Below are 26,433 nucleotides of genomic sequence, written 5' to 3'. Positions count from 1 at the left end.
GGCGCAAAGAGAACGTAAGACGCAGGAGCGGAACCCGGCTACCAACCTCGCCGCTCCTGCGTTGCCCACCCAACTCAGGAGTGAACAACGATGAGCGTAGAGCCTGAGCGCATTCGTGCGCTAGACGGGGATCGGATGATCTCTTCCAGGCAGACCGTTTCCAGCTACGTCGTGATGCTCGATGGCGGCTCGTTGGAGACGATGGAACTCACAGCGGCGCAGGCTCGGGGCTTTGAATGCCTGACTTGTCGGGCGCAGCACACCGCCGCTTCGGGAGCGTTCCAGCCTGTTGGGCGCATCCCCAGCGTGGGCAGCGTCTTCCAGTGCCTCAAGTGCACTGGCGGTGCGCGATGAAGGGCAACCGGTGGGTTGATCCCGCGCCGTTCGAGGGTGCACGTCCGCAGGTTCCTTGGTGGGTATGGCTTCCCGGCTGGGTCAAGCTCGTGCTCGCGCCCGTTGCCCTGCTGTGGCTCGCCGTCCGCCTGGTCGTGCGGTTGGTCGGTCTGGCTGTTCGGTACCCGGTCACGGTCACTGCCGGCCTGGGTGGCTACGTCGCCCATCACCAGTTCGGGCTTTCGCCGCTGGTGCTCGCGTTGCTGTCGCTCGTGTGTGCCCTGGCGGTCTGGTACGGCCTCGACCGAGACTCGTTCCTGCGGCATGGCTGGTATCGCGTGCTGACCGAGTGGCGGCGGCTCATGGTGTACGTGCCGCAGTGGCGAACAGTGGTGCGGCTTGCTGAGCTGACGAAGGAAGTCCGCGGGAAGGAGTACCTCCCGAAGCTGCGCCGTATCCGGTCGGAGGGCTGGCGGGACAAGGTTCGGATTCGCATGATCCCGGCGCAGTCTCCGGAGCAGTGGGAGGCTCGGCGGGACAACCTGGCGCACTCGTTCAACGCTCGGTCCTGCCGGGTGCGGGTGCTGAAGCCTCGCGTCCTGGAGCTCGACTTCATCCACGCTGACCCGTTGGCGCGTTCGGTCGCGGTGCCGCAGCTCGCCGACCCCGGAGAGGTCGACCTCAAGCGCATCGTCGTCGGTCGTACGGAGACCGGTAAGCCCTGGCGGCTGAGGTTGCTCGGGTCGCAGGTCCTCGTGGTCGGCGTTCCCGGTGCTGGCAAAGGTTCGGTGTTGTGGTCGATCGTCTGGCAGCTCGCCCCAGCCATCAAGGCCGGCATGGTCCGGCTCGTCGGGATCGACCCCAAGGGCGGGATGGAGCTGGGGCAGTGCCCGGACGCGTTTGAGAAGGTTGTCTACGACAACGGGCCTGAAGCTGTTGCCCTGCTTGAAGAAATCGCCGCAGAGGTGAAGGAGCGGGCCACCCGCTACCGGGGTGTTCGGAGGCTCTGGGCTCGGAGCACGGGTGAGCCGTTCACGGTCCTGATCGTGGATGAGCTAGCGGACCTGATCGCCTACCAGTCGGACCGGAACCTGCGAGAGCGTGCGACGCGAGCTATCCAGACGATCACCTCTCAGGGGCGTGCTCCGGGCTACGCCGTCGTCGGCCTGGTCCAAGACCCGCGCAAGGAGATCGTGGGCTTCCGGCACCTGTTCACCACTCGCGTGGCTCTGCGCCTCGATGAGCCGGTGCAGGTGGACATGGTCTTGGGCGACGGCGTTCGGCAACGTGGCGCGGCTGCTCACGAGATCAGCGAGAACACGCCCGGTGTCGCCTGGGGCAAGGAGGACGGGCAGCGCGAACCCGAGAGGGCGCGGGCCTTCAACGTCACGGATGCGGACCTGGTCGAGCTTGGTGCGTACCTCGCCCCGGCCACCGTGCACGAGTTCCCCGAGCTGACAGACGGGAGGGCGGCGGCGTGACTGAGTACCTGACTCGATCGGAGCGGATGAAGCAGCCGGCCGCGCTCGACGTTGTCCGTGCCGTGGCTGAGGAGCACGGCGTCTGTGTCCGGCCGTTGGCCAAGGAGCGGATTGACCTCGACACCGGGCGCGTGGACATCGTGCCTGTGCCGTGCGGCTCGACGGTCGCGAGTGTCTGCCCTACCTGTGCGGAGAAGAACCGGCGTCTGCGGATGGCGCAGTGCCGTGAGGGTTGGCACCTGAGTGAGGAACCGGACTTCACTCCAGACGCTCCGAGCGACGAACAGCGGGAGCTGACCGAGTACCGGGCTGACCTGGTCAAGGCGTTCCGCCTGGCTCTCAGTGAGGGCGACGAAGTGGGCGCGGAGGAGGTGCGGGAAGAGGTCGCGGAGGTTGACGCCGAACTTCGGCAACTTGGAGTCCGCGGTTCGCTTCCCTCTCTGGAAGTCCCGATCAAGGCAGCGCGGAAGCGGTCCACCAGGCGTCGGCAGGATGCGCCAAACCTGCCTCGGCGGCCTGTCAGCAAGCGCACCGTGGGCAAGGTGTTCGGGGGCAAGTACCAGCCCTCGACCTTCCTCACGCTGACGCTCGACACCTACGGCAAGGTGCGCAGCGACGGCACTCCGGTTGATCCGACGAAGTACGACTACCGGCGGGCTGCTCGGGACGCGGTGCACTTCGCCGCGCTGCTCGATCGGTTCGTCCAGAACCTCCGGCGCTGTGTGGGCTGGGAGGTCCAGTACTTCTCGGCGGTCGAGCCACAGCGTCGGCTTGCTCCGCACTGGCACGCGGCGGTTCGGGGCTCGATCTCGCGGGCGGAGCTGAAGGCGGTCACCGAGGCCACGTACCACCAGGTCTGGTGGCCTGAGCATGACGAGATCAAGTACGGCGGCGACAACCTGCCCTTCTGGGATGTGCAGGCTAAGGGCTTCGTTGATCCGCAGACGCGAAGGGCCTTGCCTACCTGGGAAGAAGCCCTTGATGAGGTCGAGCGTCCGGCCCATGTGGCGCGGTTCGGGGTGCAGGTGCACTCCAAGGGGATCTTGGGTGGCACTGAAGAGGCCGGCCGTCACATCGGCTACCTGACGAAGTACCTCACCAAGAGCATCAACGAGTGCTTCGACGCCCAGACGGCACGGCAGGAGGACCACGCCGAACGGCTGTGCGCGGAGCTGGCTGTGACGCCCTGTTCGCCGCAGTGTGCGGTGTGGCTGCTCTACGGCGTCCAGCCTCGCGGGGCTCGGGTGTCCACGTTGCCTGGGAAGTGCAAAGGCAAGGCGCACAAGCGATCCACACTCGGGGTGGCTGGTCGTCGGGTGCTCGTGTCGCGGAAGTGGTCGGGGAAGTCGCTCGCGGACCACAAGCACGACCGGAAGACGTTCGTTCGGCAACTGCTGGCCGATGTCGGGATCAAGCCCGAGGACCAGGCGCAGCGCGCCGTCTGGAACAACGTCCAGCCCGGAGACCCGAACGTGCCGCCACGCGCTCACCTGCTGTTGAGCGCTGTCGCTGAGCGGCGGAGGTGGAAGGCCGAATACACGGCCGCGCTGCTCGCATCTGCCGGACCGCCAGAAAGTTCGGCAACTGATCTAGCTGCGTAAACGGGGGGAATCATGAACGGCAAGGCGCGTGAGATAGCTGAACTGATGTCTGTTCCGGAGATGCTGGAGGCGCTCGGCGGGGACGTCTCTCGGGACACGTTCTACAAGTGGCGGCAGACGGGGAAGGGGCCTCGTTGCTTCCCTCTCCCGAACGGGGAGTTGCGGTGTCGGCGCTCGGACTTCCTGGACTGGATGGACGACCTCTACGGGCGGGCCGCATGAGCGAGACGACGCTGAAGGTCACCTTCTGGGAGATCGCCGACTGGACGAAGAAGAAGACGGCGAAGGGCAAGAAGCGGCCGAAGCCGTGGGGCGTCCGGTGGGTGACGGAGAAGAAGAGCCACTCGGAGTGGTTCGCGAACAAGGCGCAGGCGATCAACCGGCGTTCCGACCTGATGAAGGCGGCGCGGCTCGGTGAAGAGTTCGATGTGGAGACTGGGCTTCCGCTTTCGGAGTTGAAGCGGAAGAACTCCTTCTCGTTCTTGGAGTTCGCACAGTCCTACGTGGACATGAAGTGGCCCGACTCGGCTGCAAAGACGCGGAGCAGCACGGTGGATGCGCTTGCTACTGCGTGTGCTGCGTTTGTGAAGAGCGGGCCTGGCCGGCCGGAGTTGACGGAGCTGCGTGGGGTGCTGACGCGGCATCTGTTGCCGCCGACTACTCGTGATGGTCAGCTCGACCGCGAACAGCAGGAGGTCGTGGACTGGCTGGTTCGGTACTCGCGTCCGTTGTACGACATGACGGACGCTGTGGCGGTTCGAGAGGTCTTGGACGCGCTGGCGACGAAGCTCGATGGGAAGTCCGCGGCTGCAACCGTGTATTCGCGGAAGCGGGCGGTGCTCTTCAACCTGCTGGCGTTGGCCGTTGAGCGGAGTTGATCCCGGACAACCCGTTGAACCGGATCAAGCGCAAGGTCGCGAAGCTGGTGGAGCAGGTTGATCCGCGTGTGGTGGCGAATCCTCGGCAGATCGAGGAGCTGCTTACTGCGGTGTCATACGTTGGACGACGAAACGCTGATCGGGGCGCGCACCTCGTAGCGTTCTTTGCTACCTGCTATTACGCGGCTGCTCGGCCGGCTGAAGGGCTCGGGCTCAAGTTGGACGACTGCACGCTTCCCGAGGAGGGCTGGGGGCTGCTGATGCTTGGCGAGTCTCGGCCGTCTGCGGGGAAGCGGTGGACGGACTCGGGGGAGGTGCACGACCAACGCGGGCTGAAGCATCGGGGCGCGAAGGATGTACGGCCTGTGCCCATCCCGCCGGTGCTGGTGCGGCGGATTCGGAACCATGTCGACCGTTTTGGAGTTGCGTCAGATGGTCGGCTCTTCTGGACACCGAACGGTGGGGTCGTGTCGTCATCGACCTATTACAGGGTGTGGCAGGACGCGCGACCCTACGCGCTTACATCTGCTCAGGTCGCTTCGCCGCTGGCTGCCCGGCCTTATGACCTGCGACATGCGGCCGTGTCGCTCTGGCTCAATGGAGGAGTACCCGCTACAGAGGTAGCGGAACGAGCCGGACACTCGGTTGAAGTGCTTCTCAAGATCTACGCGAAGTGCATCGATGGGCAGCGCGAGACGATCAACGCGACGATCGAGCGCTTGTTCGATGCGGCGTAGCTGCGCGGTTCCGTGGCGTGCTAGACACGGTTGCAAATGTGTTGGCGGTCCTCGCATCCAAGGTCGAGAATCATGGCTTGGCCAGCATGAGGCTGGCGGGCGCTGCACCTGTGCGTGGGCAACTTGGCATAGTGCGATCGTAGAGAGGCTGTCTATCAGTGTTTAAGAAGAAGTCATCTCGTGCGATCAATGAGTTGCCGCGTCCGCGTGTTCTTGTTTACGGTGTCGAAGACGAGGCACTTATGGCGACCCTCTCTGCGAATGTTGAGTCTTCTTTTGAGCTGAATCACTCCTCGTCCGTTTCCTTTGATGAGTGGGACTGTGTGATCACGGGCCGCTCATACACTTCTTATGAGGAGAGCGATGAGGCTCAGGATCGCTATTCTGATCCGGAGGTAAAGTACACATGGGAGCAGAATTATCCGCCCCATATCTCGATCATCCACTTCGCGCCCGTTGAATGGTCGAGTCGAAGCTTCCTTGATTTTATTCCTCCTAAGGGTGACTCGTACGAGGCTCCTCGTAGCGTGGTTGCTGCGGAGAGGGGTATTAGTGGTCGCCATCTTTCTTATGTCGAAGGTCTTCCTGGCTATATAGATGAGCTGGTAAAAGAGTCTTTGGTTCCTGTGGTCAACCTGCGGGATCGGCACATCGTATTCTATCCGGCCTCCGCTGATGGCGTGGATGTTGAGCTGGCGGACATTCGACCTTTTCTGTATGGGCCAAGTGATAACGTCCTGGCTGGAAGCTATCAGAGAGCTGGCGGTAAGGGATCTGTCTGGCTCCTTCCAGGCGATTTGGAGAATAAGGCCGACTGGGTGCTCGCGGCTTTCAAGGAGTGGAATAGTCTCTATCCGGATAGGTTTCCTGGGGATGTTTCGTGGAAGTCGAGCCCGCTTTGGCGCAGTGTGGAAGAGTCTGGTGTTCATGCGGAGATCTTGGCTAATGACCAGCTGCTAAAGGAGGCGCAAGAGCTGCATAAGGCTAGGAATGACGAGTTGAAAGACCGTCTTTCTGAGGCCTCGGCGAAGGCGGATAGATACGAGCGGGCGCTGGTTGCCACTCAGGATGACCTCTTTCAGAGCGCGGTTTACCAAGGTCTGGTTGACCTTGGGTTTCGCGTGAGGGACATGGATCTGGAGTGGCCGTCAGACGCTCGAAAGGAAGACTACCGGATTTCTGATGATGACGATGAGGGTTGGATCTGTATTGGTGAGGCGAAGGGCTTCGGCAAGGGAGTGTCTGAGGTTGGGCTTGCGAGCTTGAATCGGTGGGTTGAGTTTTACCTGGCAGAAACTGGCGGAACCCGACCCTCTGCGCGGTGGTACATCGCCAACCATCAGATAAATCGAGACCCGCTTAGGCGGCAGAAGATTTTCCCTGGGCGCACTGATGTTGTCGATATGTTCGGCGCGGGAGGAGGTCTCATTATCGAGGGCAGGGCACTTCTGGAACTTGTGAGGTGCGTGCATGTGAAGCAGGAGCTGAAAACTGAGATCAGAAGCGCTCTGAGGTCGATGACTGGGCTTCTTGACGCTGATCGCGCTGCTGAGCTGATAGCAGGGGTGTCGTCATGAGTTCGAGGGCTGGTGGCGGTCCAAGGGTTTCGGGCCTGCCGAGCCTGAGGTTGCGGTACGCCCTGGTCTATGGCCGGCGCCAGGTCTCTGTCTCCTCGCGTTGCCGTCCAGCGTGCATATGCGAGTCCTCCCTCCGGGCTCCCGGGCCCTGCGCGGACGTTGCGGCCACTCACCTGGCGCTCATGTTGATCAAGCCACCGTGTTTCGCGGTGGTTTCGCAGATGGCGGCAAACAGGGGCAGATTCCCGCTGACGCTGACTGACCAAAAAGATCAAGCTCCGACCGCGTTGCCGCTGGTCAGAGCTTGATTTCACCCGGCGAAAGGTGGTGCCCCAGGCAGGATTCGAACCTGCGACACACGGTTTAGGAAACCGATGCTCTATCCCCTGAGCTACTAGGGCTGGCGGTAGCAGTCTAGCGGGGTGGCGCTACCTAGTTGACCAGTGCCCCCGTCTAGCGGCTGGGACGGGCTGCTCACGCACTGTGAGGCGGGTGGGCTTGGGGGTGCGGCCGTTGGAGGGAAGTGAGGCAGGCCACCTTCTGCCGGGCACAAACGTCAGGTAGGGAGGGCGTGTGAGCAGACCTTGGCCCGACTTCCGTCCTGGACCCCTTGGCGCCCTCCGGGCCTGGTGGCGGCGGCGGGTGCCCAGCAGGGCTGACGACTTCACGTTCGTGCCGCCGGCGAGCAGTCATCAGCAGGAGTTCGAGACGCCGTTGGCCAGTGCGGTCTACGGGTTGGACTTCCAGGTGAAGTTCACGGTGGTCTGGCGGTTGGATCTGGCTACCGGGCTTCGGCACAACTCGCCGAAGAGTGCTGCCATCCATCACGTTTTGCAGCGGGCCGGGGAGATCAGTGGCAAGGCGATGCTGGTGCATCACGCTGCCCTGCAGGTGCGGTTGGGGGATGAGCTCGCCACTGAGCGGCAGGTGCCTGGGACGCACGTGTGGGCTCGGGCGGAGCAGGTCAAGGTCGCGGTGCAGGACGATGACCTGGAGATGGCCAAGAAGCACGTCGAGCTGCTGCGGAACTCCACGTTCAAGTTGGCCGAGCGGGATGTTGAGCGTGCTGAGATCCGGTACCTGCGGGACGAGGTGTTGACGGATGTCGGGACTGCGACGATCTGGTGGTTGCAGCGCAACGGGTATCAGGTCGAGGAGGCCGTGAAGTTGGCTGACCACCTGGCTGAGCTGGTGCGGATCGCTCAGCGGGAGCCGCAGACGCATTGGGCCGAGTCGTTGGTCAGCAGTGTGGAACGGGCGATGCCTGAGCTCGAGGATGCTCATCGGCGAGATCTCAAGCAGCACCTGGTGAAGGCCCTTGGTGTTTATGGGGGAGCCAGGGTGGCCGCGGAGTTCGCCGATCAGGTCGGGTTGCCTGCGGGCGAACGGCATGCGAACGGGCACGTCTAGGCTGCGTGGGGTGTTGACCCAACTTCGCAGTGCCGCGGTTGTCGCCGGGTTGCGGGCTCTTGCCCGGCTCACGCCCTATGCCGAGGCGGAGCTCATCGGGCTCCGCAAGGTGGTCAAGGCTGGAGACGTCTGCGTGGACGTCGGGGCCGCGCTGGGGCTGTACACGGTGACGCTGTCCAGACTGGTCGGTCCACTTGGGACTGTGCACAGCGTGGAGCCGCTGGTGTTCGCGCATCCTGCCCTTTCGTACGTCCTGCGGCCGCGCGAAGGTGCCAACATCAGGCGGCACTCCGTTGCTCTGGGGGCCGAGAAGCAGGGGCGCGAGGTCATGTCCGTGCCGGTGCGGCACGGGAGTCCGGTGACCGGGCGGTCGTTCCTCACGGTCGGGGCCAACGGGTTGGGGTCCAACGAGGAGTTCGACCAGCACCTGGACGTTCTGGTCAAGACGGACACGCTCGACCACTTCGTCGAGGAGCAGGGGATCACGAAGCTCGACTTCGTGAAGGCCGACGTCGAGGGGGCCGAGCTGAAGGTGCTGGAGGGGGCCGTCGAGACGATCGCCCGGCTCAAGCCCGCGTTCCTGCTGGAGATCGAGGAACGGCACGTGGAACGCTTCGGCTACCACGCCAAGGACGTCGCGGACTTCCTGACCGGCCGCGGGTACCGGATGAGCACGTGGCACGGCAGCGAGTGGGTGCCGACGCACAACATCGGCGACGAGGTCAGGAACTACCTGTTCAGGGCCTGACATAAGTAGAGGACGCCGACCCCTGGGGGTGGATCGGCGTCCTCATCTCGAAGGCCTACGAGACGTAGACCTCAAGCTCGTACAGGGAGTATCCGTACTGCCCGGCTCGTTGGGTGCCGGTCATCCGGAGGTATCTCGCGTCCTGTGGTGTGAACGCTACGACATCCTCGCCGCCATCGCCACTACTTGTGGAGAAAACGTTCCGCCAGTTCGTGCCGTCATTGGAAATCTCGATGCGGTACCCCTTGCCGAACGCCGACTCCCAGCGCAACACGGTGCGACCGATCCGTTGCACTGAGCCGAGGTCGACCTGGATCCATTGGTCGTCGTTCCAGTCGCTCGCCCAGCGAGAGGTCGGATTTCCATCCACGGCCTGAGACGGCGGCAGGTTGTTCCAGCCCGACTCGTGCGACGACGCGGTGGCCGCGCGTCCTGCCGCCAGGTTGGCGATGTTCTGGCCGCGGCGGGACGGGAACTGCACGACCTGCTGGTACGTCGGGCGGTTCTGCCAGTGGATCTTGTCCTGGGTGATGCCTCCCATGGCGCGGTGGATGATCGTGTCCGCGCACCACTGGTCGCCCGCGGCGCAGTCGGCATCGCCCGGGTAGACCGCGTTCGCCGGCTTGGCGACGGCCGCGGACAGCGACGACACCAGGGCCGTGCGGCAGCCCGCCAGGGTGCCGCCACCGCAGTACGTCTGCGGGAACGCGCCCTGCACCGGGTCGCCCAGGACCTTGCGCAGGTCCTTGTCCACGTAGCCCCACCAGCCGTACTGGAACGAGGAACCCTTGTGCGGCGCGGCACCGTGCGTGTCGGACGGCGACTCGTCGACCTGCTGGGCCGCCACCACGGCGTTGTAGAGGCCGTCCCCGAGCGACGGCTTGAACTGCGCCTCGACCAGCAACGGCCACCAGGCATCGAGAATCCGGATGGCTTCGGCGTGCGCGTACGCCTTGCTGCCCTTCGCGGTCTCCTTGCGCAACGAGCCGGAGGTCTGCCAGGCCTTCAACGCCGCCACGGCCGGGGCGAGGGAAGCGTCGACCGGCGCCGACTCCACGACCCTGAGCAACTCGGGCAACACTTGCTCAGCCCGCAGGTCTGCCACGGCCGCCTCGGCCATCACGCGCGTCAGCGACGCCCGCGTCACCTTCTGGCCGGAAGCCAGCAGCGCACGCACCCGGCGGTCCAGCAGGTCACCGCGGTGCACGGCGCTGTGGCCGAACCCGCCGAACGTGAAGTCCTTGGCCTGCTTGTTGTTCCACGAGACGTAGTAGTCCTGGTTGATCGAGTTCGGGTGCCCGGCGAACGGCAGCACGGCGCTCACGTTCGTGTCGGCGTTCCAGTCCACCCACTCGTACTCGGCACGGCCCCACACCGGCAGGTTCGGGTCCACAGTGGACCTGCGCGTCGGGTTCAGGCCCGAGTTGAAGTACGCGCTGTCCCGCGAGTCCACGTAAAACCAGTTGAACGCGTACCCGATCTTGTTGGCCGCCCGCTGGAAGTCCGCGGCCGAACGGATCGCACCAGGGTCGTTGAGCTCCTGGAACCCGATGATCGAGTCGACCTCGTGCATGTACGTCGACCGCAACGTCGTGTAGGCCACGACCTTGCCGCCCACGGTCGCCCGCGACGTCACCAGCCCGTACTTGGTCCGGTACATCACCAGCGTGTACGACCCGGCGGGCGTCCCGTCCGCAACGGTCGGCTTCCAGGCGTTACGACGTTCCAACCGCTCCATCGGCAGACAGGCACCGTGGAACCGGTAGGAAGTAGAGGCGGCAGAAGCAGGAGAACCGTCCACGTTGCACAGCTCGACGGCGTAGGTGTCGATGATGTCCTGCGCGGAAGAAGTAGCGCTCCACGAGTAGTCGACGCCACGGCCGAGCTGCACGTACATCGACACGCCCGCGAACGACACACCGCGCGAACGGATGCCGGGCCCGTTGAGCTCCTGCAGCATCAGCAGCTGCGGCGCGAAGTACCCGGTCTGCGGCCCCCACACGGCGATCGGGTTGCCCGAGTCGGTCGCAGCACCCGACACCGCGAGAGCGTTCGACATGCCGTGCTTCTTGTTCAGCAGGTCGGGCGGCAGCACGCCGTCCTCGAAGATCCCGCGCGCCTTGGCCACCTCGGGAGAAGCAGGAACGGCGACGGGTGCACCCGTCCCGCCCACCTCGTCGTAGACCATCCGCTCCGGCGTCACCGCACCGCCGTCCGGCAGAGCCACGCCCTGGGGAGAGGCAGGCGAGGCCGAGTACGGGAACGACTGTCCGTCGTGGAGGGTCAGCACGGCCTCGGGGTCGTTCTGCGCCCGGAACGCCTGCCACACCTGCTCACCGACCGCGGCGCCGTACCGGTTCTGCGCGGCCAGCTTCACCAGCGCCGACTGCACCTCACCGCCACCGCCCGCGCCGAACAGACCGCCGACCACCGCGGCGATCGCCACCATGTCGGTCGACTTGAACGGCTGGATGTCGTTCCAGTTCGTGATCGCGTCGGCGTGCCCGGTCAGCACGTACTCGCCGGGGAAGTTGCGCGCCGAGATCGACTGCGTCAGGTACGCGTTGATGCCGGCGATGTAGTCGTTGACGTCGGCCAACGCCTGCCGGCCACGCTCACCGCCGTTCGCCGCCGCCGAGTCGATCTGCCGCTGCAGGTCCTCCTCGGTGTACGGGATCTGGTTGTAGAAGCTCTGCTCCAGCACCCGGTTGGACGGCGCGCCGCCCGCGAACCCGGTCAGCTGGCCGCGGCCGAGGTGCCGGAACAGGTCCATCAGCCACAGCCGGTCCTGGCCGGCCGCGTAGCCGGCGCCGAACATCGTCCCGGACCGCGTGGTGCCGGTGATGTGCGGCATGCCGATCTTCTTGTCCCGCACGATCGTCACGTCGGACCGCGGTCGAACGGTGCTCTCCACCTGGTCCGACGGCACCCCGAACGACGCGTCGTTGAAGAAGTCCGTCAGCTGGGAGTTGGTGAGGCCGGAATAGCCGGACACCAGCGCGTCGTACTTGCCGAGCTGGTCGGCGGAGTGCGCGGGCCTGGTCCCGAACGCCTTGTGCGTCAGGATCTCGGCCAGCGTCGCGTTGCCGTTGGTACCGGGCGGCACGATGTCGCCGCACTGCCCGAGGCAGTAGTCGTCGGCGGCGAACGCGGCCGCGCGTGGCGGCTCCTCGGCGGCAGCGGCGGGAACGATCAGAAGGGAGGCGGTGACGGCGGCGATCGCCAGCAGGGACGTCACCGGATTGGCTCTCCGCATCGCGCGAAGCTCCTCTCCGTGCAGGGCAGGGCTGTTGTGACGTACGTTACTTTCGGGTACGGCTATCGCGAAAGACCTTCGCGTTTTCCGGAACCGAGCCGAGACCTCTGCATCGATGCGGAAACCCATCGAAAAGCCATATGGGCAGAAACGAGACCAAACGAGACATCTGAATCGGATTACCGAGGGTGGACTCGTGTTTCTGGTACGGCATTCCACTCAGTGGGATTTCGAGTTTTGGTCACGCACAGTTCCGATGGCCCCTCCAAAGACCAGGTGGCATGCCTACGCAGCGAAGTCGGACGCCAATTCCGGTAACTGTGAACGTTGCCGGTGATCTCGAAAATCCGTTACCACATGATGAGATAACTGAGAATTAACGTGACCTTCGGCGTGCGTACGCGAAGATCACGAACATGAGGGAGCACGGAACGCCAATGCGGGAGGCGTCGTGATCAAGGTTCTGCTGGCCGACGACGAGGATCTCGTCCGTTCCGGCCTTCGCATGATCCTGAGCAGCGTCGGAGACATCGAAGTTGTTGCTGAGGCCGATGACGGACACCTGGTAGCCGACCTGGCGCGCCAGCACCGTCCTCACGTGGTTCTGCTCGACATCCGGATGCGCACCTCGGACGGACTCGTGGCTTTGCGGAGGCTGCGGACCCTGCCGGACCCACCGAGGGTCTGCATCCTGACCACGTTCGACGTGGATGAATACGTTTCGGAGGCGCTGCGTCTCGGCGCGGCCGGTTTCCTCCTCAAGGACACCGAACCGGAACAACTCGTCAAAGCCGTGCGCGATCTCGCGCGCGGAGGAGCGGTTCTCGACCCCGGCGTCGCGGCGAGGGTTCTCGCGGCGGTGGCCGACGGCGAACGAATGGCGGAGCCGGCGCGACGGCTTCTGCAGAGCCTGTCCGAACGCGAGCGCGAGGTGCTCGTGCTGATCGGCCAGGGCATGTCCAACGCGGAGATCGGCGGCACCCTGCACCTGTCGGAGGCGACGGTGAAGGGCTACGTCTCGTCCGTGCTCGGCAAGATCGGCGCGGTCAACCGCGTGCAGGCCGCGCTGGTGGCCTACCGCGGCGGCCTGATCGCCTGACACGCCTCTACGGCACGACCTCGTCCACCGAGGGCTCGACCTCGACCCTGTTGCGGCCGTGGCGCTTGGCGCGGTAGAGCGCCATGTCCGCGGCCGCGAACAGCTGGTCCAGCTTGGCCGGTCCGGCCGCCACGCCGATGCTCACGGTCGGGCGGCGGACCGCGCCCAGCACCATCGTCCAGTCGTGCCCGTCGACGGCCGCGCGGATCCGCTCCGCCACGTTCGGACCGACGTCCATGTTCGGCCCGGTGTCGCCCAGCAGCACCACGAACTCGTCGCCGGCCCAGCGCGCCACCAGGTCGTCCGCCCGGCACTCGCGCCGCAGCAGCGTCGCGATCTCGCGCAACGCCGCGTCGCCCGTCGCGTGCCCGGCGTCGTCGTTGACGTTCTTGAACCAGTCCACGTCGACCAGCACCAGCCACGGCACCCGCCCGCGCGCCGCCGTCGACTCCAGCAACGCGGCGGCCGCGCGTTCCAGCCCGAGCCGGTTCGCGAGACCTGTCAACGGATCGCGTGCCGCGGCCTCCTGCGCCGCCACCGCGAGCCGTTGCGCCTGCACGGCCACCCGCCGCTGTTCCAGCGCCTGACCGAGGCCCTCCTGCAACGTCTCCCTGGCCGTGCGGGAGGCCTGCATGGACCGTCGCAACGCCTCGGCCTCTCCCTGCGCGTCGTCGAGCCCGTGGCAGATGTCCGCGAGCTCCGTGGAGAACCGCAGCAGCAGTGACGTGTCGTTGATGCGTTCGGCGTGTGACACCGCACGGGATGCGAGTGTGCGGGCCTCGTCCAGGTCGCCCTGTTCGCGGCGCACGACGGAGAGGACCCAGTTGCCGACGGAGATGCCCCACAGGTCGGTGGCGTCCGTCGACAGCCGCAGGGTCTCCTCGCCCATCTCCTCGGCCTTGTCCAGCTGGCCTACACCGGCGAGCGACCGCCCGCACGCTCCGAGGAGGGCACGCCGGTGGCCCTCGTCCTTGACGATGCCGAGGCCTTCGTCCAGGTAGGCCAGTGCCTCCTCGAAGATCGCGGGCGCCGCGGCGGGAGGTCCGGAGCAGGCGCGGAAGTTGAGGGAGCCGCCGAGGCGTTGCAGGCACTGGGCCAGCACGTCGGTGTTGCCCGCACGCCGTGCCACTTGGACGGACAGCCGCAGCATGTCCAGGGCGGCGCGCCGGTTGCCGATGCCCTCCATCAGATAGCCGAGGGAGCCCATCGTGTGGGCCACGGCCGGGCTGTCGGAACGTTCGGCGTCGAGGTCGGTCCAGCCCTCGGCGGCCAGTTCGAGCGCGAGGGGGATGCGGCCGAGACGCCACGCCATCACGGCCCGGTTGACCAGCACGGCGGACCGGACCCAGCGGTCAGCGCCGGGGGACACCTTGGTGACCACCTCGTCGAAGAGGCTGTTCGCCTCCGGCACGCGGCCAGCGTTGTACAACGCGCGGACTTCGAGGTCCAATCGCGGAATCTGGCCCGCTACCAGCGGTTCGCGCTGCTCCACCTCGGTCATCGACTCCGTTCCGACTCGCCGAGCGGCCCGCACAGGCTACCGGGTGCGTCGCGCCCCGTACCGATCGTGGTGCAGGACGTCATCGAGGGGTAGGCGGTTGCGCCATCCGTGACGTTCCAGATCGGGCGTGTCGGGCAGCGAACGAACCGGTCCCACGCACAGCCACGCCACCGGACGGACCCTGGCGGGGATGTCCAGCAGGCGGCGCAGCACATCTTCTCGGTAGAAGCTCACCCAGCCAACACCGAGGCCCTCCTCGGTGGCGGCGAGCCACAGATTCTGGATGGCCAGACACACCGAGTACAAGCCCGCGTCCGCAATTGCGTGCCGGCCGAGCACCGCCGGGGAGCCCCGATCGGGGTCGTAGGTCACCACGATGCCGAGCGACGACTCCATGACGCCCTCGACCTTGATCCGCGCGAACGTCTCCGCGCGCTCCTCGTCGAGCTGCGCCGCGAAGACGCTGCGCTCGGCCTGGACGTGGTCGCGGAACGCCCGCCGGGTCGACTCGTCCCGCACCAGCACGAAGTCCCACGGCTGCGACAACCCGACGCTGGGAGCGGCGTGCGCGGCCGCCAAAACGCGGCGCAGGACGTCCTCCGGGATTTCCTCACCGGAGAACTCGGCGCGGGTGTCCCTGCGGCGGTGGACCACGTCGTACAGGTTCATTCGACCGATCGTGCCTCACTCGAAAGCACCAACTTCACGCCGAGGAGGTGGCGCTGATCTCACCTGGCGCGCTACACCGAGCGGATGCGAAGAATGAGGGGTGGTTACGGCTCCGCGCTCGGATTCGGCGGCGGAGTCGGCGTGACCACGTTCACCGGCGCCTGGCCGCTCGTGGCCCTGGTGCTGCTCGCCGCGGTCGTGGTCGTCGTCTCGCTGAAGACGACCATCGTCGGGGCGGGCCTGGCCGCGCTGCAGTGCTGGGGCCTCTACGCGACCTTCTTGGTGGGTGTTCGTGGCGATCTGACGGTCGACGAACACACGACCTGGGCGCTCGCGTTGCTGGTGCAGCTCGCCGCGCTGGCGTTCCTCGCCAGCGCGGCGATCCGCGTCATCGCCCTTGTGACGGGTACGGCAGCAAGGCCATCTCCCGTGCGTTCTTGACGGCCGTGGCGACCTGGCGCTGCTGCTGCGGCGTCAGGCCGGTCACACGGCGGGACCGGATCTTGCCCCGGTCCGAGATGAACTTGCGCAGCAGCGTGACATCCTTCCAGTCGACGACGGTCACGCCCTCCTTCGCGAGCAGGTTCACCCTGCGCTTGAGCGGCTTCCGTTCGCGCATCACCAGCTCGCCTTCGACACGCCCGGCAGTTCGCCGCGGTGGGCCATCTCCCGCAGTCGCACGCGGGACAGTCCGAACTTCCGGTTGTAGGCACGCGGTCGTCCGTCCACGACGTCCCGGTTGCGCAACCGGGTCGGCGATGCGTCGCGCGGCAGCTTCTGCAGGCCCCGCAACGCTTCCTCGCGCGTCTCCGGGTGCCGCAGCTTCTCCTTGAGCTCGGCACGCCGTTCCGCGTACCTGGCCACGACCTCGCGCCGGCGCCGGTCCGCGGCGATCTTCGACTTCTTCGCCATCAGCGCTCTTCCTTGAACTCGACGTGCCTGCGCGCGACCGGGTCGTACTTGCGCAGCACCAGGCGGTCCGGGTCGTTGCGGCGGTTCTTGCGGGTCACGTACGTGTACCCGGTGCCGGCGGTGGACCTCATCTTGATGATCGGCCGGACGTCCGTGCTCTTCGCCATCAGACCTCCACCCCGAGCTTGCGGATCTTCGCCACGGCGGCCTCGACGCCGATCTTGTCCACGGTCTTGATGCCCTTCGCGGACAGCGTGAGCGTCACGACCCTGTTCAGCGACGGCACGAAGTACCGCTTGCGCTGGACGTTCGGGTCCCACCGGCGCCGGGTCTTCCGCTGTGAGTGCGAGACGCGGTTGCCGAAGCCCGGCTCCCGGCCGGTCAGCTGGCAGCGCACGAGTACCTCCAGATTGAAACGACTTTCGTTTTCATCTACGGTACCTCACATGGAAACCGTTGTCGTCATGGTGGCGGGGCTGGTGGACCACGACGTCGCCGTGCGGGTGTGGCGTGACCGGCCCGGTTCGGTGCTCGTGCGGCACGTCGCCGCGGAAACGTGCGTGCGGCGGTGGGTCGACGGCATCGCGACCGACGTCGAACTGCTGCACGGCTGCGTGTCCTGCACGGTGCGCGAGGACCTGTGCTCGTTGTTGTCGTCGTTGGCGGGCCACACGGTCGTGCTGCACCTGGACCCGTTGCTGGAACCGGACGCGGTGCGGCGCAACCTCGGCATCGACGTCGAGTGCGTGATCACCGTGCTCGACGCGGCGACCTGGCTGGACGACGCGCTCAGCGACGCGTCCATGACCAGCGACCGGCGGACGGTGGCGCAGGTCGTCGTCGCGCAGGCCGAGGCGGCGGACGTGCTGGTGCTGCAAGGAGATCCGGACGGCCGCACGCTCGCGGTGCTCGACCGGCTCGCTCCCGGCGCACACCGCTGCACGCCGGAAACCGTGTGTGTGAGGCGATCCGCACGACCGCGGCTCGTGCCGCTGACGCCGGAATGTGGTGTCTCGACGGCGGTTTTCACGGCGGACCGGCCGTTCCACCCGGCTCGCCTCAACGACGCGCTCGCCTCAACGACGCGCTCGACTCGTTGCTCGACGGAACGGTCGTGCGCTCGCGCGGCCGGCTGTGGGTCGCGGACGAACCGGACGTGGCGCTGCACCTGGAGTCCGCGGGCTGCGGGATGCACGTCGGCGCGGGCGGGCCGCGCGGCGGGAAGACCACCCAGATCGTGGCGATCACGCTCGGCGAGCCGGACGCGATCACGGCGGCGTTCACCCAGGCGCTGCTCACCGACGACGAACTGTCCTTCGTGGACTCGATCCGAAAGCTGGATGTATGAAGCCCGGAATCCACCCCGACTACCACCCGGTCGTCTTCCAGGACGCGTCCACTGGAAAGACGTTCCTGACCCGGTCGACCGCGAAGTCCGGCAAGACGATCGAGTGGGAGGACGGCAACACCTACCCGTTGCTGGTCGTCGACATCACCGCCGACTCGCACCCGTTCTGGACCGGCACGCAACGGGTCATGGACACCGCGGGCCGGGTCGAGAAGTTCAACCGCCGCTACGGAAAGCGAGAGCGCTGATGGCCGTTCCCAAGCGCAAGACCTCACGCTCGAACACGCGGCACCGGCGGTCGCAGTGGAAGGCGACGGCGCCGGACCTGGTCAAGGTGCGCACCTTGGACGGCAAGGAACTCCTCGTGCCTCGCCGCCTCGTCGCCGCCTACAAGCGCGGACTGATCTAGACCGGGTGCTGGACCGTTCCGTCCGGTGAGTCGCGCCACTGGTCGAAGGGGCGGTCCAGCCTCCACCCGTCGCCGTCGTGGTCGATCACGCGGTTCTCGCAGGTGTCCGGATTGGACAGCGACTCGAACAGGTCGATGCTCCAGTCGAAGAACCTGCGGCACAGCAACCTGATCGTCAGGCCGTGCGACACGACCAGCACCGTCTTCGGGTGGTGCTCGTCCTTGTGCATCCGCACGGTCAGGCCGTCGAGGAACGCCGCCACCCGGTCGTCCACGTCCGCGCCCGACTCGCCGTTGGGCAGCCGGAAGAAGAAGTGCCCGAACGCGTGCCGCTGGTGCTTGAGCACCTCCTGCTGCACCGGGTCCTGGAGGTTGCCCCAGTCCTGCTCGCGCACCCTCGGTTCGGTGACGATCCGCTCCGCGTCGATCCCGAGCAGCTCGAACGTCCGCTTGGTCCGCTTGTACGGCGAGACGTAGGCCGCGACCGGGCCGTCGCCGATCAGCTCCCTGATCCCCGGTCCGGCGGCCCGTGCCTGGTCCTCGCCGGTCGCCGTCAGCGGGAGGGCGTGGTCGGGGATGCGGCAGTAGGCGAGCTCGTCGACGTTGCCGAGGCTCTGTCCGTGGCGCAGCAGGATGATCCGCACTCCACCATCGTGCCTCAGCTCGCGGGGTGCTCCGGGCGTTACAGTGCTCGGCGAGTCGAGGAGGATGGTGTCACATGATCAAGTACATCGTGCTGTACCGGCGGCCGGCCGACCCCGAGGGCTTCGACCAGAAGTACTTCGAGTCGCACCTGCCGATCGTGAACTCCGTTCCCGGCCTGGTCCGCGCCGAGGTCGCCAAGGTGCAGCAGGTGTTCCTCGCCGGGTTCCTCGGTGACACCGACCCGTACCTGGTCGCCGAGATGTACTTCACGTCCGAGGAGACCTTCAGGGCTGCCCTGCAGTCCCCCGAGTGGGCCACGTCGGGCGCCAACCTCGCCGAGATCGGCGGGATGGAGCTCGTCGCGATGTTCAGCGCCGAGGTGGTCGAGTCGTGAAGGCCGTCGTCATCGGCGGCGGCACGATGGGTGCGGGCATCGCGCACCTGCTGCTCGCCGGCGGTCACGAGGTGTGGCTCGTCGAGGCCGACGCCGAACGGGCGCGTGCCGGCTTCCTGGGAGTGAAGTCCTCGCTGCACAAGGCCGAGGCCAAGGGCAAGCTCAACGGTGCCGAGGCCGACGAGCTGCTGGCGAACCTGACCGTGGCCGAACCGCCGGCGGACGCCGAGCTCGTCGTCGAGGCCGTGCCGGAGAACGTACCGCTCAAGCAGAAGGTGCTGGGCGACGCGGCGGCGAAGTGTCCGGACGCGGTTCTCGCCTCCAACACGTCGTCGCTCTCGATCGCCGACATCGCGGAGGGGCTGCCCGGCGAACGCGTGCTGGGCATGCACTTCTTCAACCCGGTCCCCGTGCAGCAGCTCGTCGAGCTGGTGCACCACGACGGCGTCGACCCGGCGAACGTGGCCAAGGTGCGAACCTGGGCCGAACAACTGGGAAAAACCGTGATCGAAGTGCGTGACTCTCCCGGGTTCGCGACCTCGCGGTTGGGCGTCGCCGTTGGCATGGAAGCGATCCGGATGGTCGAGGAGGGCGTCGCGTCCGCCGCCGACATCGACACCGGCATGAAGCTCGGCTACCGCTGGCCGATGGGCCCGCTGGAGCTCACCGACCTGGTCGGACTCGACGTCCGGCTGGCCATCGCCGAGCACCTCGCGGCGCGGCTGGGCCCCCGGTTCGACCCGCCGCGGTTGCTGCGGGACAAGGTCGCGCGCAACGAGCTGGGGAAGAAGACGGGTCAGGGCTTCTTTTCCTGGTAGATAGTTGTCCGTGCGCATCCGTGAGTACACCGACGACGACATCGAGGCCGTCTTCCGGCTTCGCAAGCTCGCGTTCAACTCGTCCGAACGACCCGAACGGTTGGTGAAACCGGGTACGCACGGACTCGTCGCCGAGCTCGACGGCCGGATCGCGGGTGTGCTCGGCATCGGGGAGTTCGCCCAGTTCTACGGCGGCGCCGCGGTCCCCATGGGAGGGATCGGTGGTGTCGCCGTCGACGGCTCGCTGCGCGGCAGGGGAGTCGCGAACGCGTTGCTCGACGAGGCGCTGAACGTCATGCGCGAGCACGGTCAGCCCATCTCGGCGCTGTACGCCACGGTCCCCGCCGTCTACCGGGGCCGCGGCTGGGAGAAGGCCGGCGTCTTCGAGTGGGTGGAGCTGTCGATGGACAGGCTGCTCTCAGCTCCGAGGGCCGCCGAACCGGTAGCCTCGCGCCCGGCGACCGGGAGCGATCTCACCGCGCTGCACGACTGCTATCTCGAAGTGGCCAGGACGATCGACGGCATGGCGGACCGCCGCCCTCCGCGCATCGACGTCGAGAAGGTGCTGGAGATGGACCTGGTGACGGTTCTCCCCGGCCAGGACGGGCTGCGCGGCTACCTGACCGCGAAGCGCGAGCCCGGCGGGGACATGGGCCGTCTCAAGGTGTTCGACCTCATCGCCGTCGACGTGGACGCCCAGCTGACGCTGCTCCGCTCGCTCGCCTCCTGGGCCGGCACGCTCGAGGCGGTCGACGTGCGGATCACCGACCCCGCCACGGTGAACCTCCTCGGCAGCACCCCGATGCGGCACTCGGTGTGGAGCTCGACCTGGATGCAACGGGTCGTGGACCTGCCCGCCGCCGTGGCCGCGCGGGGCTGGCCGCGGCTCGCCGACACCGCGGTGGACCTGGAGGTCGTCGACGCGCACGCGCCGTGGCACGCGGGTCCGCAGCGGCTCGTGGTCGAGGACGGCGCGGTGCGCGTCGAACCCGGCGGCACCGGCGCGGTGCGGCTGCACGCGCGGGCGCTCGGGCCGTGGTTCTCCGGCGCGCAGAACACGCATGCGTTGCGGCGCGCGGGGTTGCTGGAGGGCGACCCGGCCGACGCGGTGGTGCTCGACCAGCTCACCGGCACGTCCGGCGTGCCCCGGCTCGCGGACTTCTTCTGATGGCCGACGTCTACCACGAGGTCATGCGGGCCATCTGGGACCACAACCTCCACTTCGGCCTGTGGGCGTCCGAAGAGGACGAGTCGTCCAACCGCGTCGCCGCCGAACGCATGACGGCGCTGCACATCGAGAAGCTCGGCGCGTGGCACGGTTCGCGCGTGCTGGACCTCGGCCGCCGCGTCGGCACGTCCGCGTTCCGGCTGGCCGAGGCCTCGCACGCGGACATCGTGTCCGTGTCGCCGTTCGCCGAGCACGTCGAACGCGCCAACTCGCGCGCCGAGGCGTTGTTCGTCGACGACCAGGTGCGGTTCGTGCACGCCGACCCGCACGCGATGCCGTTCCCCGACGGCTCGTTCGACGCGGCGTGGGCCGTGGAGACGTTGCCGCACCTGGGGGACAGGGTCAGCGTGCTGCGCGAGCTCGCCAGGGTCGTGAAGCCGTCCGGCCTGGTGGTGGTGTCGGACTTCGTGCAGCGCAGGCCGGTTCCCGACGGGGTGATCGACGACATCCGGTCCATCATGACCACGTACGACATCGAGGAGCTGCCGTCGTTCGGCGGCTACCCGAAGCTGATGGCGGCGGCCGGTCTGCAGGTCGTGGAGATGGTCGACCTGAGCAACGAGACGCGCAGGACCGTGCCGCGGATGCAGGAGGGCGCGCGCAGGCATTACGACGCTCTCGTTGCGGAGCACGGAGAAGAGGCGCGCCGCTATTTGGACGAGATCCTGTCGCCGCTCGCCATCCAACCGTCGCTGGGGTATTTGCTGGCGGTTGCACGCGTGTGAACAATGGCCGTGTGGCGGGGGACCAGGACGAGGTCAGGCATGCCTACGGCGACAACATGGGTTGGCGCCTGAAGGGGTATGCCAAGCACCTCAGCGGCGCCCCCGTCAGCGTCCGGGAGATCTCGCGCACCGAGTTCCTGATGATCAGGCCGTTCTTCGACGCCGAGAACAACCCGTGGCTCGTCGACCTGAACGAGGTGCTGCCCGCGATCCGGCCGTGCGTGGAGCACGTGCTCGGCCCGCTGAACCCCGACGAGGACTACTACGTCACCGGCCACCCGCTGGACTGGGACAAGGACCCCGTGCAGGTGGCGCGCGACCTGCTGGACACGTACTACCCGCTCGCCAGGGCGGCGTTCCTCGGCGGCAGCGTCGCGGCGGGCACCTACACCGCGAACTCCGACCTGGACGTGATCGTGGTCGTGGACGACCTGCCCGGTGCGTTCCGCGAGACGCTGCGGCACCGCGGCTGGCCGGTCGAGCTGTTCTGTCACACGATCGAGTCGTTCTGGGACTTCGTGGCCCGTGACGCCGAGGGCCGGCGGCCGCCGTTGCTGAACATGTGCGCCGACGGGTTCCTCATGCTCGACGCCGACGGCACCGGGCAGCGCATGCGGGCCGAGGCGCGGTCGTTGCTCGACGCCGGACCGCCGCCCGCGACCGCGTCCGAGCTGGAGGACCGGCGCTACCACACCACCGACCTGCTGGAAGACCTCATCGGGGCGCGCGACGAGGACGAACGGCTGTTCGTCGCGGCACGGCTGCTGACCTGCGCGGGCGAGCTGGCGCTGGTCGTGCGGAACCGGTGGCTCGGGCACGGCAAGTGGCTGCTGCGGCGGTTGCGCGACGCCGGCGAGAACGACCTCGTGGACTCCTACCGGGCGTTGGCGCGCGGGGAGGGCCCGGCGCGGTTCATCGCCGCCGTGGAGGGCGTGCTGCTGGCGGCGGGCGGCCGCCTGGACGCCGGTTACCGCCGGGAAGCGTTCCAGAAGTAACGCACTACTGTGTCCGTTCGTGCTGCTCATCGTCCTGGAGCTGATCGGTATCGCGGTCTTCGCCGCCTCCGGCGCGGTGGCCGCGGTGCGGGCCCGCCTCGACGTGTTCGGCGTGATCATCCTGGCGCTCACCACGGCGCTGGGCGGCGGCATCATCCGCGACGTGCTGCTCGGCGTGCACCCGCCGACGTCGCTGCGGAACTGGCCGTACCTGCTGGTCGCCGGCGGCACCGGCCTGATCGTCTTCTGGTTCCACCCGCAGGTCGCGAAGCTCCGCCGCTCGGTGCTGCTGCTGGACGCCGTGGGGCTCGGTCTGTTCGTGACGTCCGGCACGTCAACTGCGCTCACACTTGGCGCGACTCCTTATGCGGCCTGCCTGATCGGTATGACGACCGGAATCGGTGGTGGCGCGCTCCGGGATCTTCTTCTTCGTGAGATCCCGTTGGTCCTGAGGAGAGAGATCTACGCCGTGGCCGCGCTGTCCGGCGCGGTGGTGGTGGCGGTGGGCGAGTGGGCCGGGTTCCCGAAAGGCCTGGTTGCGCTGGCGGGTGCGTTGCTGATCATCACCATCAGGCTGATCGCGCTCTGGCGGAAGTGGAACGCGCCGGTCGCCAGAGGCCTCGAGGGCTAACGCCGAACTCACACCCGCTGTTAGGGCGCTTCTCAGGCACTTCTCAGATGGCTCGGCAAGACTGCCCTCATGCGCATCCTCGTTGTCGACGACGATCGGGCGGTCAGGGAGTCACTCCGCCGCTCGCTCCAGTTCAACGGCTACCAGGTCGAGACTGCCGGAGACGGCATGCAGGCCCTGGAGTCGGTGACCGCGGCCAGGCCGGACGCGATGGTGCTCGACGTGATGATGCCCCGCCTCGACGGCCTCGAGGTGTGCCGCAGGCTGCGCAGCACCGGCGACGACCTGCCCATCCTCGTGCTGACCGCACGGGACGCCGTGAGCGACCGGGTGTCCGGTCTGGACGCCGGTGCCGACGACTACCTGCCCAAGCCGTTCGCGCTGGAGGAGCTGCTGGCCCGCCTGCGCGCGTTGCTGCGCCGGGCCGCCCATGACGACGACGCCGCCCAGCAGTCCGCGGCCGCACTGAAGTTCGCGGACCTGGAGCTGGACCCGTCCACCCGCGACGTGCGCCGCGGCGAGCGTCCGATCAGCCTCACCCGCACCGAGTTCGCGCTGCTCGAGCTCCTGCTGGCGCACCCGCGCCAGGTGCTCACCCGCAGCCGCATCCTGGAGGACGTGTGGGGATACGACTTCCCGACCTCGGGCAACGCTCTCGAGGTCTACGTGGGCTACCTGCGCCGCAAGACGGAGCTGGAGGGCGAGCCGAGGCTGATCCACACGGTGCGCGGGGTGGGCTACGTCCTGCGGGAGACCCCTCCGTGATCGAACCGCAGGGGCGCCTGCAGAGGGCGTCGCTGCGGGCCCGGGTCACCTGGCTCGCGGCGTTCTGCGTCGCCGGCGCCGTCGCGTTGGTGTCCCTCGGCGCGTACATGGTCGTGCGGAAGAGCACCTACGACGCTCTCGACGAGAGTCTGCGACAGCGCGCCGCCACGGTCGCCAACGGCAAGAAGGTCAACGACCCGAACGAGTTCATCAACTACCCGGCCGCGTTCCTCGCGGCCGGTGACGTGAAGATGGGCGTGCTGCTGGCGGACTCCGGGAAGCTCTCGTACCCGAAGGAGTCCGACCCGCCGCCGACCGTCCAGGAGGCCTGGGACGTCGCGGACGGCGACCGCGGCGAGTTCATCTGGACCGACCACAAGACCGAGTCGCGCGTCATCGCCGTGCCGTACCAGCCGGGGCAGGCGATCATCATCGCCCAGTCGATGGTGCCGCAGCGGACGACGCTCGCGAAGCTCAGCGTCGTGTTGCTGCTGATCGGCGGTGCGGGCGTGCTGCTCGCGGCCATCGCCGGCACGGCCGTGGCGCGGACGAGCCTGAGACCCGTCCAACGGCTCACCGAGGCCACCGAACGGGTCGCCAACACCGGCGACCTGACGCCGATCCCGGTGTCGGGCGACGACGAGCTGGCCCGGTTGACGCACAGCTTCAACGCGATGCTGGGCGCCGTCGCGGAGTCGCAGGAACGACAACGCCGCCTGGTCGCCGACGCGGGCCACGAGCTGCGCACGCCGTTGACGTCCATGCGCACCAACCTGGAACTGCTGCTCGCCTCGGAACGCCCCGATTCGCCCACCCTGTCCCAAGAGGACAAAGCGGAGATCCAGGCGGACGTCCGCGGCCAGCTCGACGAGCTCACCACGCTGATCGGTGACCTGGTCGAACTCGCCCGCGAGGACGCCCCGCAGGTCATCCACGAGCCGGTCGACCTCGTCGAGGTGGTAGAACGGTCTCTGGACCGCGCGCGCCGCCGCGCCTCGAACGCCGTGACGTTCGACGTGCAGCTGCAACCGTGGACACTTCTGGGTGATTCCAGTGCTCTGGAGCGCGCCGTGCTGAACCTCCTCGACAACGCGGTGAAGTTCAGCCCGTCGGGCTCGGCGGTGCGGCTGACCCTTCGGCAGATGGGTGACGGCACCGCCATCGTGGAGGTCGCGGACGCGGGCCCCGGCATCGCGGACGCCGATCTACCTCACGTTTTCGAGCGGTTCTACCGTTCGTCCGAGGCGCGGACCCTGCCGGGTTCGGGGCTCGGACTCGCCATCGTCAAGCAGGTGGCACAACGGCACGGCGGCACGGCCACGGCGGGCAGAGCCCCCGAGGGCGGGGCCCTGTTCACGTTGCGCCTACCCGGACGTCCGTAAGGTGGGGCGTGTGAGTCATCGCGTGAACGACGATTCGTCGACCTGGGAGACCACCCCTCCCTCCGGAGACGGCCCCGCCGAGCCCACGTCACGCTTCTCGACGTCCGGTTCGCGCGCTTCGTCGTACGAGGACCGTTCGTCGCGGTCCTCCGCCTACGAGGAAGAGGATCCGGCTCCCCGGTTCCGCAAAAAGAAGAAGAAACAGCCGTTCTGGAAGGAACTGCTGGTCATCTTCAGCGTGGCGCTGCTGCTGACCGTCGTCATCCAGACGTTCGTCGCGCGCGTCTTCGTGATCCCGTCCGCGTCCATGGAGACGACGTTGCACGGGTGCACGGGGTGTGTGAACGACAAGGTGCTGGTCGAGAAGATCACGTACCTGTTCAACGACCCCCGGCCAGGTGACGTGATCGTGTTCCGCGGTCCGCCGAACTGGACCGGTGGGCAGGAACCGCCCAACTTCGTGGTCGGGACGCTGCAGGACCTCGGGTCGATGGTGAACCTGTCCGAGCCCAGCGGGACCGACTTCATCAAGCGCGTGATCGCGGTCGGCGGCCAGACCGTCGAGTGCTGCGACGAGCAGGGCCGGGTGATGGTCGACGGGAAGCCGTTGGACGAGCCTTACCTGAACTTCGGCGGCGGGCCCCGCCAGCAGGAGTCATTCGAGAAGGTCACCGTGCCCGCGGGCAAGCTGTGGGTGATGGGCGACAACCGGAACAACTCGTCCGACTCGCGCAAGCACGGGGACCCGACGCCGGCCGACGGCGCCATCCCGATCTCCAACGTCGTCGGCAAGGCCCGGGTGATCGTGATCCCGGTCAGCCGGTGGGGGACGATCTCGGACCACAACCCGCAGACCGGCGGGAAGTAGCCACCAGCAGACGCAAAGCGCGC

At 67.3% G+C, this 26,433-nt stretch carries 32 protein-coding genes and 1 tRNA gene; 22 read left to right on the top strand and 11 right to left on the bottom strand.

Annotation, left to right across the window (positions count from 1 at the left end):
* Nucleotides 1-443 precede the first annotated feature (443 nt).
* From ACQEU1_RS23325 to ACQEU1_RS23300, 6 genes are all read left to right on the top strand, one after another.
* On the top strand, nt 444-1,814 hold the full coding sequence (locus ACQEU1_RS23325; RefSeq protein ID WP_433205390.1) for an FtsK/SpoIIIE domain-containing protein: 1,371 nt from the start codon (nt 444-446) through the stop codon (nt 1,812-1,814).
* Between the two features lie 26 nt (nt 1,815-1,840).
* On the top strand, nt 1,841-3,415 hold the full coding sequence (locus ACQEU1_RS23320; protein ID WP_433211691.1) for a replication initiator: 1,575 nt from the start codon (nt 1,841-1,843) through the stop codon (nt 3,413-3,415).
* A 12-nt stretch (nt 3,416-3,427) separates the two neighbouring features.
* Nucleotides 3,428-3,637 carry a helix-turn-helix transcriptional regulator gene (locus tag ACQEU1_RS23315; protein ID WP_382380253.1) on the top strand — a complete coding sequence of 70 codons (210 nt, stop codon included), beginning with the start codon at nt 3,428-3,430 and terminating at the stop codon, nt 3,635-3,637.
* The gene (locus ACQEU1_RS23310; protein WP_433205385.1) at nt 3,634-4,293 is read left to right on the top strand and encodes a hypothetical protein; all 660 of its coding nucleotides are present in this window, start codon (nt 3,634-3,636) and stop codon (nt 4,291-4,293) included. Before ACQEU1_RS23315 ends, ACQEU1_RS23310 begins: the two co-directional genes overlap by 4 nt.
* Nucleotides 4,290-5,030: a tyrosine-type recombinase/integrase gene (locus ACQEU1_RS23305; RefSeq protein WP_433205382.1), complete on the top strand. Its 741-nt coding sequence runs from the start codon at nt 4,290-4,292 to the stop codon at nt 5,028-5,030. Before ACQEU1_RS23310 ends, ACQEU1_RS23305 begins: the two co-directional genes overlap by 4 nt.
* A gap of 158 nt (nt 5,031-5,188) precedes the next feature.
* The gene (locus ACQEU1_RS23300; RefSeq protein WP_433205379.1) at nt 5,189-6,607 is read left to right on the top strand and encodes a hypothetical protein; all 1,419 of its coding nucleotides are present in this window, start codon (nt 5,189-5,191) and stop codon (nt 6,605-6,607) included.
* Nucleotides 6,608-6,932: 325 nt separating this feature from the next.
* Here ACQEU1_RS23300 and ACQEU1_RS23295 read toward each other — a convergent pair.
* Nucleotides 6,933-7,008 (bottom strand) — tRNA-Arg (locus ACQEU1_RS23295).
* 271 nt (nt 7,009-7,279) lie between these two features.
* Here ACQEU1_RS23295 and ACQEU1_RS23290 point away from each other — a divergent pair.
* Both ACQEU1_RS23290 and ACQEU1_RS23285 read left to right on the top strand, forming a co-directional pair.
* Nucleotides 7,280-8,017 carry a hypothetical protein gene (locus tag ACQEU1_RS23290; protein ID WP_433205376.1) on the top strand — a complete coding sequence of 246 codons (738 nt, stop codon included), beginning with the start codon at nt 7,280-7,282 and terminating at the stop codon, nt 8,015-8,017.
* A gap of 10 nt (nt 8,018-8,027) precedes the next feature.
* A complete protein-coding gene (locus ACQEU1_RS23285) occupies nt 8,028-8,765 on the top strand; it encodes an FkbM family methyltransferase (protein WP_433205373.1) in 738 nt (245 codons plus the stop codon).
* 55 nt (nt 8,766-8,820) lie between these two features.
* Here the strand turns inward: ACQEU1_RS23285 and ACQEU1_RS23280 are convergent, their stop codons facing one another.
* Nucleotides 8,821-12,021, bottom strand: coding sequence for a penicillin acylase family protein (locus tag ACQEU1_RS23280; RefSeq protein WP_433205370.1), 3,201 nt, complete (start codon nt 12,019-12,021; stop codon nt 8,821-8,823).
* Nucleotides 12,022-12,397: 376 nt separating this feature from the next.
* On the bottom strand, nt 12,398-12,619 hold the full coding sequence (locus tag ACQEU1_RS23275) for a hypothetical protein (protein ID WP_433212014.1): 222 nt from the start codon (nt 12,617-12,619) through the stop codon (nt 12,398-12,400).
* On the opposite strand from ACQEU1_RS23275, the gene ACQEU1_RS23270 reads away from it, so the two are divergent.
* Nucleotides 12,527-13,120 (top strand): response regulator, encoded by a 594-nt coding sequence (locus tag ACQEU1_RS23270; protein ID WP_433211688.1) that lies wholly within the window; start codon nt 12,527-12,529, stop codon nt 13,118-13,120. The genes ACQEU1_RS23275 and ACQEU1_RS23270 overlap by 93 nt on opposite strands.
* Before the next feature lie 7 nt (nt 13,121-13,127).
* On the opposite strand, the gene ACQEU1_RS23265 is transcribed toward ACQEU1_RS23270, so the two are convergent.
* Complete coding sequence (locus tag ACQEU1_RS23265; RefSeq protein ID WP_433205367.1) at nt 13,128-14,621, bottom strand: diguanylate cyclase; 1,494 nt, start codon at nt 14,619-14,621, stop codon at nt 13,128-13,130.
* Nucleotides 14,622-14,657: 36 nt separating this feature from the next.
* Nucleotides 14,658-15,290, bottom strand: coding sequence for a 5,6-dimethylbenzimidazole synthase (bluB, locus tag ACQEU1_RS23260; protein ID WP_433205364.1), 633 nt, complete (start codon nt 15,288-15,290; stop codon nt 14,658-14,660).
* Between the two features lie 84 nt (nt 15,291-15,374).
* Between bluB and ACQEU1_RS23255 the strand changes: the two genes are divergently transcribed.
* Entirely contained in the window at nt 15,375-15,731 is a 357-nt protein-coding gene (locus tag ACQEU1_RS23255; RefSeq protein ID WP_433205361.1) for a hypothetical protein, read from the top strand.
* Here ACQEU1_RS23255 and rpsR read toward each other — a convergent pair.
* From rpsR to ACQEU1_RS23230, 5 genes are read right to left on the bottom strand one after another with little or no spacing between them, the layout of a single operon-like run.
* The gene (gene rpsR, locus ACQEU1_RS23250; RefSeq protein WP_401034082.1) at nt 15,679-15,909 is read right to left on the bottom strand and encodes a 30S ribosomal protein S18; all 231 of its coding nucleotides are present in this window, start codon (nt 15,907-15,909) and stop codon (nt 15,679-15,681) included. The two genes, ACQEU1_RS23255 and rpsR, sit on opposite strands and share 53 nt — an antisense overlap.
* Nucleotides 15,909-16,202, bottom strand: a complete 294-nt coding sequence (gene rpsN / locus ACQEU1_RS23245; RefSeq protein ID WP_394614024.1) for a 30S ribosomal protein S14 — start codon at nt 16,200-16,202, stop codon at nt 15,909-15,911. Before rpsN ends, rpsR begins: the two co-directional genes overlap by 1 nt.
* The gene (gene rpmG, locus ACQEU1_RS23240; RefSeq protein ID WP_191303664.1) at nt 16,202-16,369 is read right to left on the bottom strand and encodes a 50S ribosomal protein L33; all 168 of its coding nucleotides are present in this window, start codon (nt 16,367-16,369) and stop codon (nt 16,202-16,204) included. Before rpmG ends, rpsN begins: the two co-directional genes overlap by 1 nt.
* The gene (gene rpmB, locus ACQEU1_RS23235; RefSeq protein WP_433205356.1) at nt 16,369-16,599 is read right to left on the bottom strand and encodes a 50S ribosomal protein L28; all 231 of its coding nucleotides are present in this window, start codon (nt 16,597-16,599) and stop codon (nt 16,369-16,371) included. The genes rpmG and rpmB overlap by 1 nt, the downstream gene beginning before the upstream one ends.
* 45 nt (nt 16,600-16,644) lie before the next feature.
* Nucleotides 16,645-17,145, bottom strand: coding sequence for a hypothetical protein (locus tag ACQEU1_RS23230; RefSeq protein WP_433205353.1), 501 nt, complete (start codon nt 17,143-17,145; stop codon nt 16,645-16,647).
* A gap of 12 nt (nt 17,146-17,157) precedes the next feature.
* Here ACQEU1_RS23230 and ACQEU1_RS23225 point away from each other — a divergent pair, with 12 nt between their 5' ends.
* From ACQEU1_RS23225 to rpmF, 3 genes are read left to right on the top strand one after another with little or no spacing between them, the layout of a single operon-like run.
* Nucleotides 17,158-17,550 carry a GTP-binding protein gene (locus ACQEU1_RS23225; RefSeq protein ID WP_433205350.1) on the top strand — a complete coding sequence of 131 codons (393 nt, stop codon included), beginning with the start codon at nt 17,158-17,160 and terminating at the stop codon, nt 17,548-17,550.
* Nucleotides 17,547-17,798: a type B 50S ribosomal protein L31 gene (locus ACQEU1_RS23220; protein ID WP_433205347.1), complete on the top strand. Its 252-nt coding sequence runs from the start codon at nt 17,547-17,549 to the stop codon at nt 17,796-17,798. The genes ACQEU1_RS23225 and ACQEU1_RS23220 overlap by 4 nt, the downstream gene beginning before the upstream one ends.
* On the top strand, nt 17,798-17,959 hold the full coding sequence (gene rpmF, locus ACQEU1_RS23215; RefSeq protein WP_433205344.1) for a 50S ribosomal protein L32: 162 nt from the start codon (nt 17,798-17,800) through the stop codon (nt 17,957-17,959). Before ACQEU1_RS23220 ends, rpmF begins: the two co-directional genes overlap by 1 nt.
* Here the strand turns inward: rpmF and ACQEU1_RS23210 are convergent.
* On the bottom strand, nt 17,956-18,603 hold the full coding sequence (locus tag ACQEU1_RS23210) for a histidine phosphatase family protein (RefSeq protein WP_433205341.1): 648 nt from the start codon (nt 18,601-18,603) through the stop codon (nt 17,956-17,958). The two genes, rpmF and ACQEU1_RS23210, sit on opposite strands and share 4 nt — an antisense overlap.
* 74 nt (nt 18,604-18,677) lie before the next feature.
* Here ACQEU1_RS23210 and ACQEU1_RS23205 point away from each other — a divergent pair, with 74 nt between their 5' ends.
* The 9 genes from ACQEU1_RS23205 (at nt 18,678) to lepB (ending at nt 26,410) form a co-directional block, all read left to right on the top strand.
* Nucleotides 18,678-18,998 (top strand): EthD family reductase, encoded by a 321-nt coding sequence (locus tag ACQEU1_RS23205; RefSeq protein WP_433205338.1) that lies wholly within the window; start codon nt 18,678-18,680, stop codon nt 18,996-18,998.
* On the top strand, nt 18,995-19,816 hold the full coding sequence (locus ACQEU1_RS23200) for a 3-hydroxyacyl-CoA dehydrogenase family protein (protein WP_433205335.1): 822 nt from the start codon (nt 18,995-18,997) through the stop codon (nt 19,814-19,816). The genes ACQEU1_RS23205 and ACQEU1_RS23200 overlap by 4 nt, the downstream gene beginning before the upstream one ends.
* A gap of 10 nt (nt 19,817-19,826) precedes the next feature.
* Nucleotides 19,827-20,984: a GNAT family N-acetyltransferase gene (locus ACQEU1_RS23195; protein ID WP_433205332.1), complete on the top strand. Its 1,158-nt coding sequence runs from the start codon at nt 19,827-19,829 to the stop codon at nt 20,982-20,984.
* Nucleotides 20,984-21,769 (top strand): SAM-dependent methyltransferase, encoded by a 786-nt coding sequence (locus ACQEU1_RS23190; RefSeq protein WP_433205329.1) that lies wholly within the window; start codon nt 20,984-20,986, stop codon nt 21,767-21,769. The genes ACQEU1_RS23195 and ACQEU1_RS23190 overlap by 1 nt, the downstream gene beginning before the upstream one ends.
* An 11-nt stretch (nt 21,770-21,780) precedes the next feature.
* The gene (locus ACQEU1_RS23185) at nt 21,781-22,764 is read left to right on the top strand and encodes a nucleotidyltransferase domain-containing protein (protein WP_433205326.1); all 984 of its coding nucleotides are present in this window, start codon (nt 21,781-21,783) and stop codon (nt 22,762-22,764) included.
* A 19-nt stretch (nt 22,765-22,783) separates the two neighbouring features.
* Entirely contained in the window at nt 22,784-23,395 is a 612-nt protein-coding gene (locus tag ACQEU1_RS23180; RefSeq protein WP_433205323.1) for a trimeric intracellular cation channel family protein, read from the top strand.
* 69 nt (nt 23,396-23,464) lie between these two features.
* Entirely contained in the window at nt 23,465-24,160 is a 696-nt protein-coding gene (locus tag ACQEU1_RS23175; RefSeq protein ID WP_285642478.1) for a response regulator transcription factor, read from the top strand.
* Entirely contained in the window at nt 24,157-25,542 is a 1,386-nt protein-coding gene (locus tag ACQEU1_RS23170; RefSeq protein ID WP_433205319.1) for a sensor histidine kinase, read from the top strand. The genes ACQEU1_RS23175 and ACQEU1_RS23170 overlap by 4 nt, the downstream gene beginning before the upstream one ends.
* A 10-nt stretch (nt 25,543-25,552) precedes the next feature.
* Entirely contained in the window at nt 25,553-26,410 is an 858-nt protein-coding gene (gene lepB / locus ACQEU1_RS23165) for a signal peptidase I (RefSeq protein WP_433205316.1), read from the top strand.
* The last annotated feature ends 23 nt before the right edge of the window (nt 26,411-26,433 follow it).

Source organism: Lentzea sp. CA-135723 (assembly GCF_050936595.1).
In the GTDB taxonomy this organism is placed as follows: domain Bacteria; phylum Actinomycetota; class Actinomycetes; order Mycobacteriales; family Pseudonocardiaceae; genus Lentzea.
This window is presented reverse-complemented; position numbering and strand designations above follow the sequence as displayed.

Bases quoted from the DNA above. Each gene is read 5' to 3' on its own strand.
- rpmG (WP_191303664.1), bottom strand. From the start codon at position 16,369: ATGGCGAAGAGCACGGACGTCCGGCCGATCATCAAGATGAGGTCCACC.
- bluB (WP_433205364.1), bottom strand. From the start codon at position 15,290: ATGAACCTGTACGACGTGGTCCACCGCCGCAGGGACACCCGCGCCGAG.
- ACQEU1_RS23205 (WP_433205338.1), top strand. From the start codon at position 18,678: ATGATCAAGTACATCGTGCTGTACCGGCGGCCGGCCGACCCCGAGGGC.
- rpmF (WP_433205344.1), top strand. From the start codon at position 17,798: ATGGCCGTTCCCAAGCGCAAGACCTCACGCTCGAACACGCGGCACCGG.
- ACQEU1_RS23175 (WP_285642478.1), top strand. From the start codon at position 23,465: ATGCGCATCCTCGTTGTCGACGACGATCGGGCGGTCAGGGAGTCACTC.
- ACQEU1_RS23320 (WP_433211691.1), top strand. From the start codon at position 1,841: ATGAAGCAGCCGGCCGCGCTCGACGTTGTCCGTGCCGTGGCTGAGGAG.
- ACQEU1_RS23255 (WP_433205361.1), top strand. From the start codon at position 15,375: ATGCGAAGAATGAGGGGTGGTTACGGCTCCGCGCTCGGATTCGGCGGC.
- ACQEU1_RS23270 (WP_433211688.1), top strand. From the start codon at position 12,527: ATGATCCTGAGCAGCGTCGGAGACATCGAAGTTGTTGCTGAGGCCGAT.
- ACQEU1_RS23280 (WP_433205370.1), bottom strand. From the start codon at position 12,021: ATGCGGAGAGCCAATCCGGTGACGTCCCTGCTGGCGATCGCCGCCGTC.
- ACQEU1_RS23265 (WP_433205367.1), bottom strand. From the start codon at position 14,621: ATGACCGAGGTGGAGCAGCGCGAACCGCTGGTAGCGGGCCAGATTCCG.
- ACQEU1_RS23220 (WP_433205347.1), top strand. From the start codon at position 17,547: ATGAAGCCCGGAATCCACCCCGACTACCACCCGGTCGTCTTCCAGGAC.
- rpsN (WP_394614024.1), bottom strand. From the start codon at position 16,202: ATGGCGAAGAAGTCGAAGATCGCCGCGGACCGGCGCCGGCGCGAGGTC.
- rpsR (WP_401034082.1), bottom strand. From the start codon at position 15,909: ATGCGCGAACGGAAGCCGCTCAAGCGCAGGGTGAACCTGCTCGCGAAG.
- ACQEU1_RS23190 (WP_433205329.1), top strand. From the start codon at position 20,984: ATGGCCGACGTCTACCACGAGGTCATGCGGGCCATCTGGGACCACAAC.
- ACQEU1_RS23310 (WP_433205385.1), top strand. From the start codon at position 3,634: ATGAGCGAGACGACGCTGAAGGTCACCTTCTGGGAGATCGCCGACTGG.
- ACQEU1_RS23315 (WP_382380253.1), top strand. From the start codon at position 3,428: ATGAACGGCAAGGCGCGTGAGATAGCTGAACTGATGTCTGTTCCGGAG.